14 protein-coding genes are annotated in these 17,108 nt (G+C 74.7%); 8 read left to right on the top strand and 6 right to left on the bottom strand.

What is annotated here, in order from left to right:
* Window positions 1-15 precede the first annotated feature (15 nt).
* Window positions 16-1,416 carry an FAD-dependent oxidoreductase gene (locus tag OIE75_RS30475; protein ID WP_307015673.1) on the top strand — a complete coding sequence of 467 codons (1,401 nt, stop codon included), beginning with the start codon at window positions 16-18 and terminating at the stop codon, window positions 1,414-1,416.
* A gap of 15 nt (window positions 1,417-1,431) precedes the next feature.
* Here OIE75_RS30475 and OIE75_RS30470 read toward each other — a convergent pair whose 3' ends face one another.
* From OIE75_RS30470 to OIE75_RS30445, 6 genes are all read right to left on the bottom strand, one after another.
* Entirely contained in the window at window positions 1,432-1,779 is a 348-nt protein-coding gene (locus OIE75_RS30470) for a hypothetical protein (protein ID WP_307015672.1), read from the bottom strand.
* A gap of 97 nt (window positions 1,780-1,876) precedes the next feature.
* Window positions 1,877-3,106: an MFS transporter gene (locus tag OIE75_RS30465; protein ID WP_329472853.1), complete on the bottom strand. Its 1,230-nt coding sequence runs from the start codon at window positions 3,104-3,106 to the stop codon at window positions 1,877-1,879.
* On the bottom strand, window positions 3,106-3,666 hold the full coding sequence (locus tag OIE75_RS30460) for a GNAT family N-acetyltransferase (protein WP_329472852.1): 561 nt from the start codon (window positions 3,664-3,666) through the stop codon (window positions 3,106-3,108). Before OIE75_RS30460 ends, OIE75_RS30465 begins: the two co-directional genes overlap by 1 nt.
* Window positions 3,659-4,870, bottom strand: a complete 1,212-nt coding sequence (locus OIE75_RS30455) for a type III PLP-dependent enzyme (protein WP_443078456.1) — start codon at window positions 4,868-4,870, stop codon at window positions 3,659-3,661. The genes OIE75_RS30460 and OIE75_RS30455 overlap by 8 nt, the downstream gene beginning before the upstream one ends.
* Window positions 4,871-4,875: 5 nt before the next feature.
* The gene (locus OIE75_RS30450) at window positions 4,876-6,201 is read right to left on the bottom strand and encodes a DUF6271 family protein (protein ID WP_307015667.1); all 1,326 of its coding nucleotides are present in this window, start codon (window positions 6,199-6,201) and stop codon (window positions 4,876-4,878) included.
* Window positions 6,183-7,268 (bottom strand): phytanoyl-CoA dioxygenase family protein, encoded by a 1,086-nt coding sequence (locus tag OIE75_RS30445; RefSeq protein WP_329472850.1) that lies wholly within the window; start codon window positions 7,266-7,268, stop codon window positions 6,183-6,185. The genes OIE75_RS30450 and OIE75_RS30445 overlap by 19 nt, the downstream gene beginning before the upstream one ends.
* A 487-nt stretch (window positions 7,269-7,755) precedes the next feature.
* On the opposite strand from OIE75_RS30445, the gene OIE75_RS30440 reads away from it, so the two are divergent.
* The 7 genes from OIE75_RS30440 (at window position 7,756) to OIE75_RS30410 (ending at window position 17,091) form a co-directional block, all read left to right on the top strand.
* A complete protein-coding gene (locus tag OIE75_RS30440; protein WP_307015664.1) occupies window positions 7,756-9,273 on the top strand; it encodes a glycoside hydrolase family 3 protein in 1,518 nt (505 codons plus the stop codon).
* A gap of 201 nt (window positions 9,274-9,474) precedes the next feature.
* Window positions 9,475-10,128: an HAD family hydrolase gene (locus OIE75_RS30435; RefSeq protein WP_307015663.1), complete on the top strand. Its 654-nt coding sequence runs from the start codon at window positions 9,475-9,477 to the stop codon at window positions 10,126-10,128.
* Window positions 10,129-10,253: 125 nt separating this feature from the next.
* The gene (locus OIE75_RS30430; protein WP_329472848.1) at window positions 10,254-11,321 is read left to right on the top strand and encodes a monodechloroaminopyrrolnitrin synthase PrnB family protein; all 1,068 of its coding nucleotides are present in this window, start codon (window positions 10,254-10,256) and stop codon (window positions 11,319-11,321) included.
* Window positions 11,318-12,460, top strand: a complete 1,143-nt coding sequence (locus OIE75_RS30425; protein WP_329472847.1) for a GHMP family kinase ATP-binding protein — start codon at window positions 11,318-11,320, stop codon at window positions 12,458-12,460. The genes OIE75_RS30430 and OIE75_RS30425 overlap by 4 nt, the downstream gene beginning before the upstream one ends.
* A complete protein-coding gene (locus OIE75_RS30420) occupies window positions 12,457-13,125 on the top strand; it encodes a class I SAM-dependent methyltransferase (protein WP_307015660.1) in 669 nt (222 codons plus the stop codon). The genes OIE75_RS30425 and OIE75_RS30420 overlap by 4 nt, the downstream gene beginning before the upstream one ends.
* Before the next feature lies 1 nt (window position 13,126).
* Entirely contained in the window at window positions 13,127-15,541 is a 2,415-nt protein-coding gene (locus OIE75_RS30415; RefSeq protein WP_329472846.1) for a pyridoxal phosphate-dependent decarboxylase family protein, read from the top strand.
* Window positions 15,538-17,091, top strand: a complete 1,554-nt coding sequence (locus OIE75_RS30410; RefSeq protein ID WP_329472845.1) for a hypothetical protein — start codon at window positions 15,538-15,540, stop codon at window positions 17,089-17,091. Before OIE75_RS30415 ends, OIE75_RS30410 begins: the two co-directional genes overlap by 4 nt.
* Window positions 17,092-17,108 lie beyond the last annotated feature (17 nt).

The following is a 17,108-nucleotide window of genomic DNA, read 5'->3' as shown; positions in this document are numbered from 1 at the left end:
GCGTAGCGTGTTCGCATGAGCATGAGCGCCGCGGGCGGTACGAGAGAACGACTGGTCGTGATCGGCGGTGACGCCGCGGGGATGTCCGCGGCGTCGCAGGCCCGTCGGCTGAAGGGCCCGGACGAACTGGAGATCGTGGCGTTCGAGCGCGGCCACTTCAGCTCGTACTCGGCGTGCGGCATCCCGTACTGGGTCGGCGGCGACGTGGCCGGCCGGGACCAGCTGATCGCCCGCACGCCCGAGGAGCACCGGGCCCGGGACATCGACCTGCGGATGCGCACGGAGGTCACGGAGATCGACGTGGCCGGCGGGCGGGTACGCGCGCGTGACGTCGATTCGGGGGCGGAGTCCTGGACGCCGTACGACAAGCTCGTGATCGGTACCGGGGCGCGGCCGATCCGGCCGGAGCTGCCGGGCGTCGACGCGCCCGGCGTGCACGGGGTGCAGACCCTCGACGACGGTCAGGCGCTGCTCGACACGCTCACCCGCACGCACGGCCGCCGCGCGGTGGTCGTCGGCGCCGGGTACATCGGCGTGGAGATGGCCGAGGCGCTCATCAACCGCGGCTACGAGGTGACGGTCGTCAACCGCGGCCGGGAGCCGATGTCGACGCTGGACCCGGACATGGGCCGCATGGTGCACGAGGCCATGGAGGGCCTCGGCATCACCATGGTGAACGGCGCCGAGGTCACCGAGGTCCTCACCGGAGACGACGGCCGGGTCCGGGCGGTGGCCACCGAGGACGCCGAGTACCCGGCGGACGTGGTCGTGCTCGGCATCGGCGTACGCCCCGAGACCGCGCTGGCCGAGGCCGCCGGGCTGCCGCTCGGCGCGCACGGCGGGCTGCTGACCGACCTCGGCATGCGGGTGCGGGGGCACGAGAACATCTGGGCGGGCGGCGACTGCGTGGAGGTGCTCGACCTGGTCTCCGGGCAGTCGCGGCACATCCCGCTGGGCACGCACGCCAACAAGCACGGTCAGGTCATCGGCACCAACGTGGGCGGCGGTTACGCCACCTTCCCCGGCGTGGTCGGCACGGCGGTCAGCAAGGTGTGCGACCTGGAGATCGCGCGCACCGGGCTGCGCGAGAAGGACGCCCTGCGGGCGGGGCTGCGGTTCGTGACGGCCACGATCGAGTCGACCAGCCGCGCGGGCTACTACCCGGACTCCTCCCCCATGACGGTGAAGATGCTCGCCGAGCGGCGCACCGGCCGGCTGCTCGGCGTCCAGATCGTCGGCCGCGAGGGCGCCGGCAAGCGGGTCGACATCGCCGCGGTGGCCCTCACGGCCGGGATGACGGTGGACCGGATGACGGCCCTCGACCTGGGGTACGCGCCGCCCTTCTCCCCCGTGTGGGACCCCGTGCTGGTGGCCGCCCGCAGGGCCTCGCGGGCGGTGGAGGAGCAGCGCGGCTGAGTGCGGTGGCGCCTGCTACGCGGTCCCGTTGATCCGGTCGATGGCCTGCCGTGCCTGCTCGGCCGGGGGCCGCGCGGGCAGCGACGACACCGAGGCGGGTGCCGTGCCGACCGCCGACGCGGCCACCGCGGGCGGCTGTTCGCCGGCCGGCCTGGCGTGCGTCGCCGCCGCCCGCGCGGAGCGCAGCCGGTGGCTCACCGCCTCGTCCAGCGTCACCGGGCGCTGCATCTGCGCGGCCAGCCGCCCGGCCTCCTGGCCGAGCCGGGCCACGTCCTCCCAGGGCAGGCGCAGCACGAGGGCGACCTCGGCCTCCCCGTCGGGCAGTGCGTGCATCGCCGGCGCCGGTGTGACCCGTTCGTTCATCGCCTGATCCTCACGTCGTCCCCGCGTCCGCCTTCCCCGGGTCGCGGGCGGTTGTGAGGACATACGTACGCGCGGCCCGGGGTGTTCACGGGCGGGGTCAGGCGGGGGTGGCGGCCTCGTCCGGCACGGCCGGTGCCGGGGTCCAGCGGATGCGGGTGCTGCACAGGGCGACGGCGCCCGCGGACGCGGCGACGGCGCCCATGCCCCAGGCCAGGCTGCTCGCACCGGCGATGAAGCCGATGAGCGGCGGCCCGGCCAGCAGTCCGGTGGTCCCCATGGCGGCGACCAGGGTGAGCGCGTCCGAGCCCTGACGGGCCGCGGCGGCGTAGACGCAGGGGGTCACGGCGGCGATGCCCAGGCCCATGCAGGCGAAGCCCGCGAGGGCCGGTGCGACGCCGCCGCTGACCAGCGCGAGGGCGAGGCCGGCGGCGGCGACCACGCTGCCGAGGAGGACGACCCGGCCGTCGCCCCAGCGGGCCCGCCAGCCGTCGGCGAAGAGGCGGGCGACGACCATCATCCCGGACACCACGGCGATGCCCAGGGGCGCGAGTTCCGCCGACGCCTCGGCGACGTCCTTGAGGTAGAGGGCGGACCAGTCGTTCATGGCGCCCTCGGCGACCGTGCCGAAGACCATGGCGCAGCACATCCACAGGGTCAGGCTGGAGGGGACGGTCCAGCGGCGGCCGGCCGGTTTCCCGTCGGCGGTGGCGGCCGCGTCCGCACGGGCCGCCTCGCCCGCCTCGTCCGCCGGTGCCTCGTCGTCGAGGAGCCCCGTCCGCGCGGACGCGCCCAGGGCGACGAGGAGGACGACGGCCACGCCGAAGTGCGCGGCGACCGCGTCGGTGGCGGCGGTCATGCCCGAGGCGAGCAGCGCGGCGAGCAGCGAGCCGGCGGAGAACGTCGCGTGCAGCTTCGCCATGGTGTTGCGTTCGTGCCGTGCCTCCAGGGCGGCTCCCTGCGCGTTCATGGCCACGTTCAGGCAGCCGACGAGGACGCCGTCGGCGCACATCACCAGCAGGGCCACCGGGTAGTTGGGGGCCGCCGCCAGGCCGAGCAGCAGGAGGGCGAGGCCGAGCTGGGAGAGCAGGCCGAGCCGCCGCGAGCCCATGCGCCGCATCAGCCACGCCACCACCGGGAACGACACCGCCGCGCCGACCCCCGCGGCCATCAGGAGCACCCCCACCTCGGCGGCGCTCAGGTCCAGGTCGGACTTGATCGCCGGGATCCGCGCGGCCCAGGTGGCGTACTGGAAGCCGAGGGAAAGGAACAGCGCGGCGATCGCCAACTGGCCGCGCAGGAAGGGGTCGTGGACACGGGACACGCGCATCAGCTCACTTCGCGCAGGAACGGGGGCGGGCTCGGGGGCGGGGACAGGGACGGGTGGGCCGGGACCGGCTTGGACATGTAGACGGCCTCGCCGCCGTAGGCGCCGTCGGGCACCACCCCCGGCTCGGCCACGAAGCCGCGCGTCGACCAGAACCGCTCGGTGCCGCCCACGGCGACCAGCGAGATCCGCTCGTCCCCGCGCGTCCGGGCGGTGCCGGTGAGGTGGTGCAGCAGGTGCCGCGCCAGCCCTCTGCGGCGCAGGCCGGGCGCCACGACGATGTCGTGCAGGTGGAGGTTGCCGGTCGGGAAGGCCGTCGCGGCCTCCTCCGCCCGCGTCAGGTCCGGGTAGCGGTGCGGCGGGTAAGGGAGGGCCAGCACGTATCCGGCGGTGCGGGCGCCGACGTCCACGACGAAGCAGGTGTCCGGCGAGGCCGCCGCGCGGGACTCCAGCGCCGCCCGGCCCTCCGACAGCCCGAGGCCGGTGTAGGCGTCCCGCTCCAGCGCAACGACGGCGTCCCAGTCCCGGTCGGCGAGGGGCCGGACGCGCACGGTGTCAGTCATCGGCGCCGGTCCCCTCGGGGCGGTCCGCCCAGGCGTACGGGAGCGGGGCGAAGCCGTTGAAGCCCAGGGTCGTGTAGCTGGTCGCGTAGGCGCCCGAGGACAGCACCCAGACCGGATCGCCCGAGGCGAGTGCCCGGGGTACCGGCACCAGTGCGTCCTCGTGGGAGTAGGCGTCGTCGCTGTCGCAGGTGGGTCCGGCGACGACGGCCCGGACGGTGGGCCCGTCGGGGTGGGTCGGGAACACCAGCCGGTACTGGAGGGCGTCCATCTCGTACAGTCCGTTGAACTTGCCGCAGCTCAGGTAGAGCCAGTGCCGCCGTTCGCCGTCGGCGTCCCGGCGTTCGGTGAGGCGGGCGACGTGGGCGCGGATCGCGCCGTGGTCGGCGACGAGGTGCCGGCCGGGTTCGATGACGAAGTCCAGCGGTCCGCCGTGGATCCGGCGGAGTTCGTCCGTGCCCTCCCGGATCACCGCGAAGATCTTGTCCAGCGGTGGGTCGAGAGGGGTGCCGCGCCGGTCGCGGTAGCCGAGCGCGGGCAGCCCGCCGCCGAGGTTGACGTGGTCGACGCGGATACCGCCCCGGTCCAGCGCGCGCAGCACCTCGCCGAGGTCCTCGATGGCGGCGTGCCACGCCTCGCCGGTCATCTGCTGGGAGCCGACGTGCACGGACAGGCCGGCCGGGACCAGACCGGCGTCCCGGGCCCGCTCCATGACGTGGACGGCGTCGCCGGGCGAGCAGCCGAACTTGTTGCTGAGTCCCCACACGGCGCCCGCCCCGCCGGTCGCCACCCGGCAGAAGACGCGGGCGCCGGGGGCGTGGCGGGCGACGGCGGCGACGTCCTGGACGCTGTCGGTGGCGAAGGTGCGGATGCCGAGCCGGTACGCCTCGGCGATGTTCCGGTCGGACTTGACGGTGTTGCCGTAGTGCACGCGCCCGGCCGGCACCCCGGCGCGCAGCGCCTGTTCGATCTCGCCGGGACTGGCCGCGTCGGCGCCGGCGCCGCGTCGGGCCAGGGCGGTGAGGACCTCGTCGACCGGGCAGGCCTTCATCGCGAACCGCACCTCGACGCCGGGCAGTTCCCGGCGCAGGGTGTCGTACCGCTGCTCGATGCCGGCCAGGTCGTAGACGATGCGGTCCTCGGAGGCGGCGGCGAGGGCGGCGGCCAGGGGCTCGCCGAGGACCGCGCCCGGCACCGGGCCCGTCACCGCGCTCACCGCGGCGCCACCGGCGGCCGGACCGGGGGCGTGGCCTTGGCGGCGGCGACCAGCCCCTGCCACGCCTCGGTCAGCAGGGCGAAGTCGGCCATGTCGCCGCGCGCCTCGTCGAGGAGCCGCTCGCGCCGGCCGGCCAGCAGGTCGGCGAAGTCGGCGTACGCGCCGCCGAGGCGCCGGTAGGCGCTGTCGAGGGCGTCGAGTCTGCGAACGTTCTCCGCGGTGTCCAGACCGGTGCTCTCGCGGGCCAGGGCGGCGACCGCGGCGGGGCGGGCCCGGCCGTGCTCGTCCAGGAGGGTGTCGCCCGCCTCGGCCATGCGGTCGTAGACGAAGTGGAAGTAGAGCATCGACAGCAGGAACTTGGCGAAGCGGGTCTGGTAGGCGAGGAAGCCGGGGCCGGTCCGTCGTTCGCCGGTGTAGTAGTTGACGATGTTGCGGTTGTGCAGCACGCCGGGCAGCCGGGCGTCGTGCACCAGGTGGATGAGGAAGTAGTCGCTGCCGATGGTGTCGCGGGCGGGCGGCAGCGGTACGCGCTCGCTGACCGTCTCCCCGTGGAAGGCGATGTTGCACATGTCGACCCGCATCGGGTCGACCACCGTGAGCAGCGAGTGGTCCGTCGTGAAGGGTTCGGTGCCGGCGCCGGCGAAGGACTCCTCGACCAGCTCCCGTTTCTGCTCGGGGGTCCAGTCCTCGGGCGCCCACAGGGAGACCACGTCGTGGTAGACGCCGGGGTCGGCGTCGCGTATCCGCGCGATGTCCACGGAGAGTTCGCCCACGAAGGAGCTGCCCACCATGGCGATCCGCCGTTCCAGCAGGCCGTCGGCGAGGTCGGACTCGGTGACGCCGGGCAAGGCGTCGGCGGCGGGCCTGCCGAGGGAGAGGAGTTCGTGGTGGACGGGGAAGACGGTGCGGCCGTCCACCCTCTGGTAGCGGCTGTCGGAGTCCCTGCGGTGCACGGACTCGCAGCCGAGTGCCGCCGCGATCAGGAAGGCGCGGTTGGTGCAGGCGCCGTAGGACAGGCCGTCGGGCAGCATCAGGTCGAGGAGCAGCTCGGGCTTGGCGCTGCCGGAGCGTGCCGTGACCCGCTCCAGGAAGTCGCGCTGGGCGGCCTCGTCGAGGTGGTGCGCCGTGATCCGGGGGTGCGCGGGCAGCCGCCGCAGCGCCTCTGCGTGGGCGGCGTGGTCCTCGGGCGGGCAGGAGTCGAGGACCAGCAGGTGGACATCGATGTCGAAGTGAGCGGTCGCGTAGGCCGCTTCCTCGCCGAGTGCCGTGATGGTGTCCGGGCAGTGCCGGTTGGTGGGCAGGGTCAGGCAGATGCTGCGCATGCGGCGTCCCCGGTGGCCTCGTCGGTCGCCTCGTCCGTGCCGGTGCCGGCGTCCGCGTGCCAGGACGTCAGGCCCAGCAGCCTGGCGCCCAGTTCGTTCAGTTCGGCGGGCCCGTAGCGCTCGGACTCGTGGCGGTGGGCGTCGCCGAGGAGCGTGACGTTCCAGTCGGGGGTGGCCAGGGTGCGCCAGGAGTCGACGCGGGAGTCGCGCAGCCGCCGGTGGCTCTCCAGCGCGGGCATCATCGACAGGTACTGGACGGCGCGCACGCCCTCGCCGGAGACGTTGGGCGCCACTCCGTGGGCCAGCAGGCCGTTCCAGATGAGCAGGTCGCCGGCCTCCAGGTCGGGCCGTACGACGGGCATGTCCTCGCGGTCGATCGCGGGCCGGATCGGGTCACGGCCGTCGGGCTGGAGCGCCTTCCAGCGGTCGAAGCGGCGGAACAGCTCGGGACAGCACTGGAAGCCGCCGTGGTCGGGCTTGGTGTCGTTGAGGGCGATGATGCCCTGGACGCGCTGGGGCAGTACGCCGAGCGTGGTGTCGACGTCCCAGTGCAGGTCGATGTCGAAGCCGCGGTCGGGCTTGTCGATGAGGGCGCGGTCGCGGTTGCCGACGTTGGGCGGGTTGAGGTTGAGCCGGTCCAGGGTGACCCACAGCTCCTCGACGTCCCACACGTCGACGAAGGCGTCGTACACGCGCCGGGTCTGCCGGCTGTCCCAGATGAGCTGGTGCTGGTACGCCTCGACGAAGCCGTAGATGTGCAGTTCCCGGTCGAGGTCGGAGCGGTACTCGCGGTCCTGGTACCAGGTGTCGGGGCGGTCCGGGTCGAGGCCCTGGAACTCCCAGGCGAAGTCGAGCAGTCGGCGCGCGGAGGAGGCGGGTATCGCCTCCTTGACCACGACGTAGCCGTACGTCTGCCAGTGCGCGAAGTCCTCCTCGGACAGCACCCGCAGTGGACGGGTCTTGTCCAGGTCGCGCAGCTGGGTGCGGGCCAGGTAGGTGTCGGCGTCCGCGCTGAAGTACGGGATGGCCGACGGGGCTCGGTGGAGGTAGGAATCGGGCGTCGCCATGTGGTGCTCCAGATCCTCGCCGTCGCACCGTGCGGCAACGGCGGTGTGTGCGACGGAGGTCGGGCCGTCACACATCAGGTCGGTGGGGGCAGCGGGGCCCGCTCGCGTCCGGGGGCGGAGCGGGGCGACGAGGGCGGCTCGGACGGACGGGGCTCTCCCGGTTCAGGGGCTCGCCCGGTCCGCGCTCTCGTCCGGAATGGTCGTCTCGTCCGGGGTGGTCGTCACGGAAGTGGTCGTACGGAAGGCGTCGCGGGCGGTCTTCGCAGCCCGGCCGCGGCAGGTGTCCGGCGCGGTAACTGGTGTCCCATGTGTCCCTCGCCGAACTTGCGCCTCACAATGGACTAGACCAAGGGAGGGTGTCAACACCCCGCCCGACGAGGAAAGTTGTTACTTCCCGGTTCGGCGACACCCCTCTTGACAGGTCTGGTTAACCTGAACGCGCACCCCCTTGGTCTATACCAAGAAACGTCACCGAAAGGCGCGCCCGATGGCCTCCAGCAAGCACAACGGCGAGCTGCGTCGGCTCGCGCTCTCCGTCCTCCAGCCCGGCTTCGTCGGCACCGAGGCGCCCGACTGGGTCCTGCGCGACATCGGCGACGGCCTGGCCTCCGTGGTGCTCTTCTCCCGCAACATCGTCTCCACCGAGCAGGTCGCCCGGCTGACCACGCAACTGCGGTCGGAGAACCCGGAGCTGATTGTCGCCATCGACGAGGAGGCCGGTGACGTCACCCGGATCGAGTCGGCCACCGGATCGTCCCGGCCGGGCAACTTCGCGCTCGGCACGGTCGACGACCCGGAGCTGACCGAGGCCGTCGCCGCCGACCTGGGCCGGCAGCTGCGCACCGCCGGAGTGAGCCTCGACTACGCGCCGAGCGCGGACGTCAACTCCAACCCCGACAACCCCATCATCGGCGTACGCTCCTTCGGCTCGGACCCCGACGTGGCCTCCCGGCACACCGCCGCGTGGATCCGGGGCCTCCAGTCGTCCGGCGTCGCCGCCTGCGCCAAGCACTTCCCCGGCCACGGGGACGTCGCCGTCGACTCGCACCACGACCTGCCGGCCTACGGTGCCGGGCGGGACGAGATCGCGGCCCAGGCCCTGCCCCCGTTCCGGGCGGCCCTCTCGGCCGGGGTGCGCGCGGTGATGAGCGGCCATCTGCTCGTGCCCGCCTACGACCCCGACCTGCCGGCCACGCTCAGCCGGCGCATCCTGCGGGACCTGCTCCGCGACGAACTGGGCTTCGACGGGCTGGTGGTCAGCGACGCCATCGAGATGGGCGCCGTCACCCGCCGGTACGGCATCGACGGCGCCACGGTGAAGGCCGTCGCCGCCGGGGTGGACGCGATCTGCGTCGGCGGCGAGAGCGCCGAGGAGGCCACGACCGAGCTGCTGGTCAAGGCGCTGGCCGCCGCGGTCGCCGCCGGTGAGCTGCCGGAGGAACGGCTGGCCGAGGCGGCGGGCCGGGTACGGGAGTTCGCCGGCTGGTCGGCCGCGCTGCGGGCGTCGGCCGGGGGCGCCGGGGAGACGGCCGGCGCCGGGATCGGACACCTCGCCGCCCGCCGCGCCGTCCGGCTCACCGGGGGCGCGCGCGAGGCGCTGCCGCTGACCGCCGCGCCGCACGTGGTCGAACTGGCACCGGTGACGAACATGGCGATCGGCAAGGAGACCCCGTGGGGCGTCGCCGACCCGCTGCGCGAGCGACTGCCCGGCACGACCTCGGTGCGGGTGCACGACGAGGAACTGCGCGAGGGAACCCTGGAGTTGACGAGCTGCGCTCTCGAACCGGCCGCGGGACGCCCCCTGGTCGTCGTGGCCCGCGACGCGGCCCGCCACCCGTGGATGAGCCGCGCGGTGACCGGCCTGACCACGGCCCGCCCCGACGCGATCGTGGTGGAGATGGGCCTGCCGGGCGCGGTCACGGCGGCACATGCCCAGATCTTCACGCACGGCGCGAGCGCGGCGTCGGGGGTGGCGGCGGCCGACGTGCTGACGGGGAGGGACTGACGGGGGACGCGGGGCGCGCGCCGTGCGGGGCCCGATCGAGCAGGGACCGACCCGTACTCGAGCCGTGCTCCCGAAAGGCTGTTGAAGTAGGCGGCGTTGCCGCCTAGAGTTCAATGGTCCAGACCAAAGGGCGAGGCAGGGCGGCGCGTTCGTCGAGGCCGTCGGCTTCGCCATGCACGGGGGACGGGGGATTGATTCATCGTGAGGGCGCGGGACTTACGCCGGCTGATCGTCCTGGATTTCGACGGGGTACTGCTCGACACGGAACGCACCGGCATCGACGTCTGGCGTGACCTGCTGGGCGACGCTCCGCCGGAGGCACGGGGCGCGCTGAGCGTCCGGACCGACGGCACGCTCGACCGGGACGCCCTGCGCCGGGACCTGGCCGGCACGCTGGGCCGGCGGCGCACACGGGCCCTGTGGTCCGAGTTCGAGCGCCGCAACCGCGCCCGGGCCGACCTGCTCGACGCCCGGCCCGGCGTACGCCCCTTCCTCGCCCACTGCCGGGAGCGCGGGCACCGCCTGGCGATCGCCTCCGGCAACGGCCGGGACTGGGTGGAGGGCCACCTCCAACGGCTCGGCATCCGGTCCGCCTTCCACTCCGTGCACTGCGCGGGCCCCGGGGTGCGGACCAAGCCCGCCCCCGACACCTACCTCGGCGCACTGCGCGCCTGCGCCCCCGCCGGACCGCCCTTCGGACTCCTCGCCGTCGAGGACTCCTACGCCGGTCTGGCCGCCGCCGCCACCGCGGGCCTGCCCGCCGTCTGGCTCACCGACGCACCGGACTCGGCGCTCCCGCCGGGCCCCGTCGCACGACGCGTGCGCGCGCTGGACGAACTCATCGGCACCGTCTGACCCGCCGGGCACCGACCGCACCATCGCCCTCCGACCGGGGACCGTGACCGGGCCGCACCAGGCCCCGTGACGCCGTCACCGCCGTCGAACCGCGCTCTCACCCCACCCAGGAGACTGCGATTTCCGTGCTGCTCGCCTCACCCATGCGCGAACTGGACCAGCTCGTGGCCGGTTCCGACCCACTCGACGCCGCCCGCGACGCGTCGCGGCTGCCCGCCCTGAACCGAGCCGGTGACATCGCCGGCCTCGACCGGCTCGCCCGCACCTGGCACGGCCGGGTCGCGGCGAACGTGCGCGACACCGTCACCGCCGGCGCGGCCCTGCGCGACCTCGGTTTCGCCCTCGCCTCGCTGGAACGCCACGGCGTCGACCTCCGCCGCGTACCCGGCGCGGAGGAGACCCTGCTGCGCCTCGGCGCCCTCACCGGCGAGGTGCCCCGCGACAGCGTCTACACGTACGCGCTGCGCAACCCCGAGAACGCCGTGCGCTCCTTCACCGAACTGCCCGAGGAGGCACTGTTCATCCGGGAGGTGCGCACGGCCGGCGTCGCCCTGCGCCCCGCGGTCGACGCCCTGCTCGAAGCACTGACGCTCACCGCGGAGGACCCCGTGCTGCCGGAGCTGCTGGCCGAGGCGACCCGCGGGTTCACCGTCTTCGCCCAGTCGCTGCTGGCCGTGAAGCGGGCCATCACCCCGCAGACCTTCTCGGGTGAACTGCGCCCCTACTTCCCGCCCATGACCGTCGGCGGGCAGGTGCTCTACGCGCCGGGCGGGGCGCAGATGACCCCACTGCTCGTCGACATCCTGCTGATCCGGCCGGAGCCCGGCGACCACGCGGCGGAGTGGTACGAGGGGTACCTGCGCGAGAACCTGCCCTACCTGCCCGCCGCCTACCGCGCGGCGAGCGACCGGGCCCGCCGCCATCGGCCCCTGCTCCCCAGGCTGGTGGACGAGGCCACCGCGCACTCCCCGGTCCGGCCCGCGGCCGGGCGCGCCCTCGCCGGACTGCGCTCGCTCATGCGGGAACTGCTCCGCTTCCGCCTTCCGCACCTGCAACTCGCCAAGGCCAACATGAACATCCGCCCGGACGGCTCCCTCGGCAGCGGCGGCTACACCACCGACTCCCTCGACCACCTGGCGGAGCTGACGCTCGCCCGGCACCGCCTCCTGTCCGGCGCAACCACGGAGAAGTGACCGAAGTGACCACCCCCATGCCCGCCACAGGGCCCACGCGATCGACGCCGGACCCGGCCGCCATGTTCGCGCCCTTCGCCCCCGGCACCGTCCACCACCCGCTCGCCACGCCCCCGGGCCCGGTGCGCCCGCCCGCCGACGAGGTGCGCGTCCGCTACCCGACCCGGCTGAACGCCATGGCCCTGCAGCCCGGGGCGATCGCGGGCGACAACAACCTCATCTACGACGCCGGCGAGGTCGTCTTCTCCGTCGCCCGCCACCACCACGTCCACGTGCGCCGCCGGGACCCCGGTGCCGGACTGGTTCTGGACCCCGGCGTCCGCAGACCCGAACTGGCCGAGCACGCCGCCCTGATCATGTGCGCGGCCCTCGGCGTGGAACCCGACCTGGCGATCGGCGTCGAGAGCGACCCGCTGCCGGTGCACGCCGGGTTCGGCTCGAGCAGCAGCCTGATCGCGGCCGTCGCCGCCGCCGTCAACCACCTGTACGGCTGCCCGGTGGACCGCGCCGACCTGCTGCCGTACCTCACCGGCAACCACGGCGAGGAGCACGGCAGCAGGCCCGGTCTGCTCACCCCCGTGCAGTGCATCGGCGGGTCGGCCGCCTCCGGGCTCTACCCGGGCGGGGTGCAGGTCGTCGCCGGACGCGGCACCGTCGTACTGTCCGTGCCCGTGCCCGAGCACCTGTCCCTGGTCATCGGGGTGCCCCGAAGCCTGGAGGAACGCCCCACCGACGAACTGATGGCGGCCGAGGTCGCCCACTTCGACCGGTTCCGGGCCACCGGCGAACGCTGGTCGCCCACCATCGCGTTCCGGATGCTGCACGAGGCCATGCCGGCCGCGCTCCGCGGCGACCTCGGCCCGCTCGGCTCCCTGGTCTTCGACTACCGGTTCCGGATGGGCAGCATCGAGAACTGCTCCTTCTCGCACCCCGGCCTGACCGAGCTGGCCGGCGAAGTGGAGTCCCTGTGGCACGAGAAGGCGGCCACGGTGCTCGCCCTCTCCTCCGTCGGCCCCGCCTTCTTCGCCCTCACCGACGACCCCGGCCGCTGCGCCGAGCGCTTCGCCGAGCTGGACATGGACGTGATCCACGCCCGGCCGCACAACGGCACCTACGAGGAGACGGGGTCCGCCCGATGACCGAGACGACCACGGCCGCCGGCCGCGCCGCCGCCTACTGGAACTCCCCGGAGACCGTCGCGGAGTTCCGCGCCCTCGGCGTCCGGCCCTACCTCACCGACCTGCTCGGCCGCACCCCGGTCGACGGCCCCGCCCTCGACCTCGGCTGCGGCGGCGGCCGCAACACCGTGGCCCTGCTGGAGCGCGGCTTCGACGTCCTCGCCGTCGACCTGCACGAGGGCATGGTCGCGGCGACCCGAGCCCGCACCGCCGGGTACCCGGACGGGCGGATCACGGTCCGGCAGGGCGCGGCCCACGGCGTCCCGGCCGACGACGGCGTCTTCGCCCTGGTGGTCTGCTACGGCGTCCTGCACAACGCCGTCGACCGGGCGCAGTGGGACACGGCGGTCGGCGAGATCCGCCGGGTGCTGCGGCCGGGCGGACGGCTGGCGCTCAACACCTTCACCGCCGAGACCCTGGACCCGCGGCTGCGGCCGGGCACCGGCGAGGGCCAGTACCTGCTGCCCGACGACGTGCCCATGACCCTGCTGCCCGACGCCGCGGTCCTGGACGCGTTCGCCGGGGCCGGACTGCGCCCCGAGGGCGGGACGCACAGCTACGTGCGCGACCTCGACGTCGGCCCGCGTGCCGTCCTGCGGTGCGTGCTGCGCCGGGAGGAGGACTGACGTGGCCGACCTGGAGGACGGTTCGACCGAGACCGACGCCTTCCCGGACGTCCCGCTGTCCGGTGCCGAGCTGGCGCGGGTGCTGGACGAGCGCCTGGCCGAGGTGCCCGGCTGGCACTCCCCGGACGACCCGGTGCGGCTGGGGTTCGCCATGACGGCGCCGCACGCCCTGGCCCTGGACGCGTTCGGGCGCTTCGCCGAACGCAATCCCAACAACGTGGGCGTCCACACCCGCTTCGGCGACGGCGTCCGCGGCACCCGGCGCCTGGAACGCGAGGCGGTCCTCGCGCTCGCCGGGCTGCTGCACGCCGACGCCGCCGACGGCTACCTCACCGGAGGCGCCAACGAGGGCACCCTCGCGGGCCTGCGCATCGGCCGCAACGCCCTGCGCGCGGCGGGCGCCGGACGGGTCGTCGTCCTCGCGTCGGCGCTCACCCACCACTCCGTGGCCAAGGCCGCCGAGATCCTCGACCTGGAGCTGCGGCCGTGCCCGGCCGGGCCCTCCTGGCTGCTGGAGGCGGAGGCCGTGGACGCCGCGCTGGACGCCCTGGCCGAGGAGACCGGGCCGGGCGCCCGTACCGGAGTCGTCGTCGTGTCCACCGCCGGGTACTACAACACCGGCCTGGTCGACCCGGTGGACGCCATCTCCGCCGTACTGGCCCGGCGGGCGGCCGGCGGCGGGAACCTGAGCGTCTTCCACCACGTGGACGCCGCGCACGGCGGCATGATCCTGCCGTTCACCGCGCCCGAGGTGCCCTTCGACTTCCGCAACCCGTACGTCCACTCGGTCGTGCTCGACCCGCACAAGTCCGGGCTGATGCCGTACAGCTGCGGGGTCTTCCTGTGCCGCAAGGGGCTGCTCGGGCACGGCGCGGTGCCGGCCCCGATGTCCGGCTTCGTCGACGAGACGATCAGCGGGTCGCGCTCCGGGGCGATGGCCGCGGCCCTGTGGTCACTGGTCTTCGGGCTGGCCGCGGACGGCTACCGCGAGGTGTTCCGCGACTGCCTGGGCGTGCGCGACCGGCTCGCCGACGCGATCCGTGCCGCCGACCCCGACGCGGTGGTGCTGCCCTCCCCCGGCAACACGGTGGTCGTCGCCGGTTTCTCGCACGGGGAGGGCAGGCTGCCCGCCGAACTCGCCGAGCGCTACCGCCTGGTGGGCAACACCCTCCCGTGGACGGCGCCGGACGGCTCGGCCGGAGAGCGGCTGTTCCACCACTTCTACGCCATGCCCCACCTGACCCCGGCCCACGTGGACGGCTTCGGCGCCGCGCTCGCCGCCGCCCTCGCGGGCGCGGCGCGCGTGCCCCGGCGGGAGGTCCCCGCCGCGCCGGCGAACCCCGCGGGCGAGTTGCGGGACCTGCGGCGCAGCAGCGTGTGCCTGCGGCACCTCGTGGTGCATCCGCCGGGCCGCCGCGACCCGGACGACCATCCGCACGCCTACTCCTTCCACACCTTCCAGGACCGGGCCGGTCTCGGGGAGGAGCTGGCCGCCCGCCCGTGGACCGGTGAGGACGGCGGCCGTACCGGCCTGTACGTCTACGCGCCCGACCTGGCGGCGCCGTTCGCGAACGAGCTGTTCGGGGTGACCGACCCCGATCGGTACTCGCTGGAGGTCCTCGACCGCAACCAGCAGAAGCTCTCGCTGGTGGGAGCGGCCCACTTCGCCGTCTTCGGTCCCGAGCCGCGCACCCCGGACCGGCCCGTGGTCCTCGCCAACTTCCACGCGGACGGCGCCTTCCGGTCCGTCGAGTACAAGTACGGCGACCGCCGGTACAACGACGAGGTGCAGGTCTTCGCCGACCACGTCGTGGTGAAGATCGGCAAGGACGCGCGCAGCGTGCGCCGCGACGGGAACGACTACTCCTTCTCCCTGGACACGTCACTCGAGCTGCGGGTGCGGCTGACGGACGACGCGGCCGTCCCCCGGATCACCCGGGTGGCCCGGCACGCGGATCCCGCGCTGCCGCGCCGCCGCCATCTGCTGCGCGGACAGTACCGCCGGTTCCCCAACCGCTTCTTCGACACGGTCGTCGACCTGACGGTGGGCCGGGCGTACGCGCAGCGGTGGCCGGCCGGTCCCGAGGGGCCGTTGCTCGCCCGGTCGGCGCTGCTGGACCTGGTCCGGGTGACGGCGTCCGTCGCCGAAGGCGCCCTGCGCGTGGAGCTGGCGGCGGTCGGCGGAGAGGGCGGCGCCGCCTTCACCGTGCCGCTCGGGCTCGGCGCGCGGCTGCCCGCTCTGCTGCCGGGCATCCCCGTGGGCGACCCGGAAGCACTCACCCCCTCCGAGGTGGTGGGATGGGCCGGGCGACTGCACCCGCGGCTCGCCTCCCTGCGCGAGGCCGCGCTCGCCCGCGAGGGACACCGGCGGCTGTCCGTGCCGGACGGCGCGGCCGGCGGAACGGAGCCGGCATGACCGTGACAGCCCTGGCCGTGCTGTGGGGGGTACTGCTGTGGGGCGTGCTGCTGAGCGTCCGCGCGGCCCTCGCGGCCCGTGTCCTGGACCGGCGGCGTGGGCACGCGGTGGCGCCGGACAGCGCGCCGCACGTCGTGCTGCTAGTGCCGGCGCTGCGCGAACAGGAGCTGCTGGGCGAGGTGGTGCGGGCGGCGGCCGGACTGCCGTATCCCCCGGGCCTGTTGCACGTGGTCGTCGTCACCACGGAGCGCGAGGAGCGGGAGCGGCGGGCGGTGGTGGACCGGCTGCCCGCCCTCGCGGCGGCCCTCGTCGCCGGCGGCGCCCGGGACGCGGCCGTGCTGGCCGGTGTGGTGCCCTCCGGCCTGGCGGCCCGGACGGCGGAGCGCACCCGCGCCTCCGCCGACCCGGCGGGCACCCTGCGGGCCGAACTCGACGCCGTCCCCACCACCCGCGAGGTCGCCGGCGCGCTGCTGCCTGAGGTCGCGGCGGAACATCCGGGCGTGAGCCTGCACCACCTGCACTACCCGGACGAGGGCGCCAAGAGCAGCCAGCTCGTGCACGCGGTGGAGCGGTTGCCGGAGCTGCTGCCGCCGGACGCCGCGCCCTCGTTCACCTATGTCGGGCTCTACGACGCCGACTCGCAGCCCGATCTGGACACCCTGACGCACCTCGCCGCCGCCGTCTCCCCGGACGGCGGCGGCCCCGCGCCCGACCTGGTCCAGCAGCTCCCGCTCCAGCTGCGCCGCCCGCACGCGGCCCGCCCCGGCGGCGCGGACGTGCTGTTGCGCGCCCACGCCCTGGCCGACCTGCGCCGCCGGGCGGGCGTCGAGGCCCACCGCCTCCTGGCCCGGCGCCGCATCCGGGCCGCACGGCTGCCGGCGGGCGTGACGGCCGTGGCCGAGCCGGTGGTGTACGGCGTCGGGGCCGGACTGTTCGTCCGGCACGACACCCTGGTGTCCATCGGCATGTACGAGGAGCCCGTCGACGATCTCCTCGTCGGCTACAAACTCTCCTCCGCCGGCGCGGTGATGGAGGTGCTGCCCGTGTTCAACCTGGTCGACCGGTACTCCGGTACGGCGGCGCTCGGCAAGGCGTACGCGCTGGTGGCGCACGGCTCGCTCGCCGGGTGCCGGCGACTGCTGACCGATCCGGTCCTGCGCGCCTTCCGGCTCCGCAACACCGTGGTGCTGGTCAAGGAAGGGCTGGACACGCTGTGGTGGTTCGCCGGTCCCGCCGTCGTGCTCGCGGCGCTGGGCACCCTGGTCGCGCGCGGCGCCCACGGTCCGCTGCTGGCCTGGGCGTTCGCGGCCTGCGCCTACACACTGCTGCACGCCTGGTGGTGCGTGCGGCGGGCCCGGCGCTGGCTGGCCGCGCACCGGGGGGCCGACGCCCGCGCCGAACCACCCGGCGGACCGGCGGCCCCCGTCCGCGTCCCCGTACTCGTGCTCGCGTTCCTCGCCCAGCCGCTCCTGCACTGGGCGGGGCCGGTCCGGCACCTGGCCCGCGTCCTGCGCGGCGGGCCGCCGGTGCTCGGCAAGACGGAGCGGTGACCGCCGCCCCCCCGTCC

The organism is Streptomyces sp. NBC_01723, assembly GCF_036246005.1.
GTDB lineage: Bacteria > Actinomycetota > Actinomycetes > Streptomycetales > Streptomycetaceae > Streptomyces.
The sequence above is the reverse complement of the archived record's forward strand: the minus strand, read 5'-3'. Positions and strand labels throughout refer to the sequence as shown.

Excerpts from the sequence above, each read along its gene's own strand:
- OIE75_RS30475 (WP_307015673.1), top strand. The coding sequence starts at position 16 with ATGAGCATGAGCGCCGCGGGCGGTACGAGAGAACGACTGGTCGTGATC.
- OIE75_RS30470 (WP_307015672.1), bottom strand. The coding sequence starts at position 1,779 with ATGAACGAACGGGTCACACCGGCGCCGGCGATGCACGCACTGCCCGAC.
- OIE75_RS30465 (WP_329472853.1), bottom strand. The coding sequence starts at position 3,106 with ATGCGCGTGTCCCGTGTCCACGACCCCTTCCTGCGCGGCCAGTTGGCG.
- OIE75_RS30460 (WP_329472852.1), bottom strand. The coding sequence starts at position 3,666 with ATGACTGACACCGTGCGCGTCCGGCCCCTCGCCGACCGGGACTGGGAC.
- OIE75_RS30450 (WP_307015667.1), bottom strand. The coding sequence starts at position 6,201 with ATGCGCAGCATCTGCCTGACCCTGCCCACCAACCGGCACTGCCCGGAC.
- OIE75_RS30445 (WP_329472850.1), bottom strand. The coding sequence starts at position 7,268 with ATGGCGACGCCCGATTCCTACCTCCACCGAGCCCCGTCGGCCATCCCG.
- OIE75_RS30440 (WP_307015664.1), top strand. The coding sequence starts at position 7,756 with ATGGCCTCCAGCAAGCACAACGGCGAGCTGCGTCGGCTCGCGCTCTCC.
- OIE75_RS30420 (WP_307015660.1), top strand. The coding sequence starts at position 12,457 with ATGACCGAGACGACCACGGCCGCCGGCCGCGCCGCCGCCTACTGGAAC.
- OIE75_RS30410 (WP_329472845.1), top strand. The coding sequence starts at position 15,538 with ATGACCGTGACAGCCCTGGCCGTGCTGTGGGGGGTACTGCTGTGGGGC.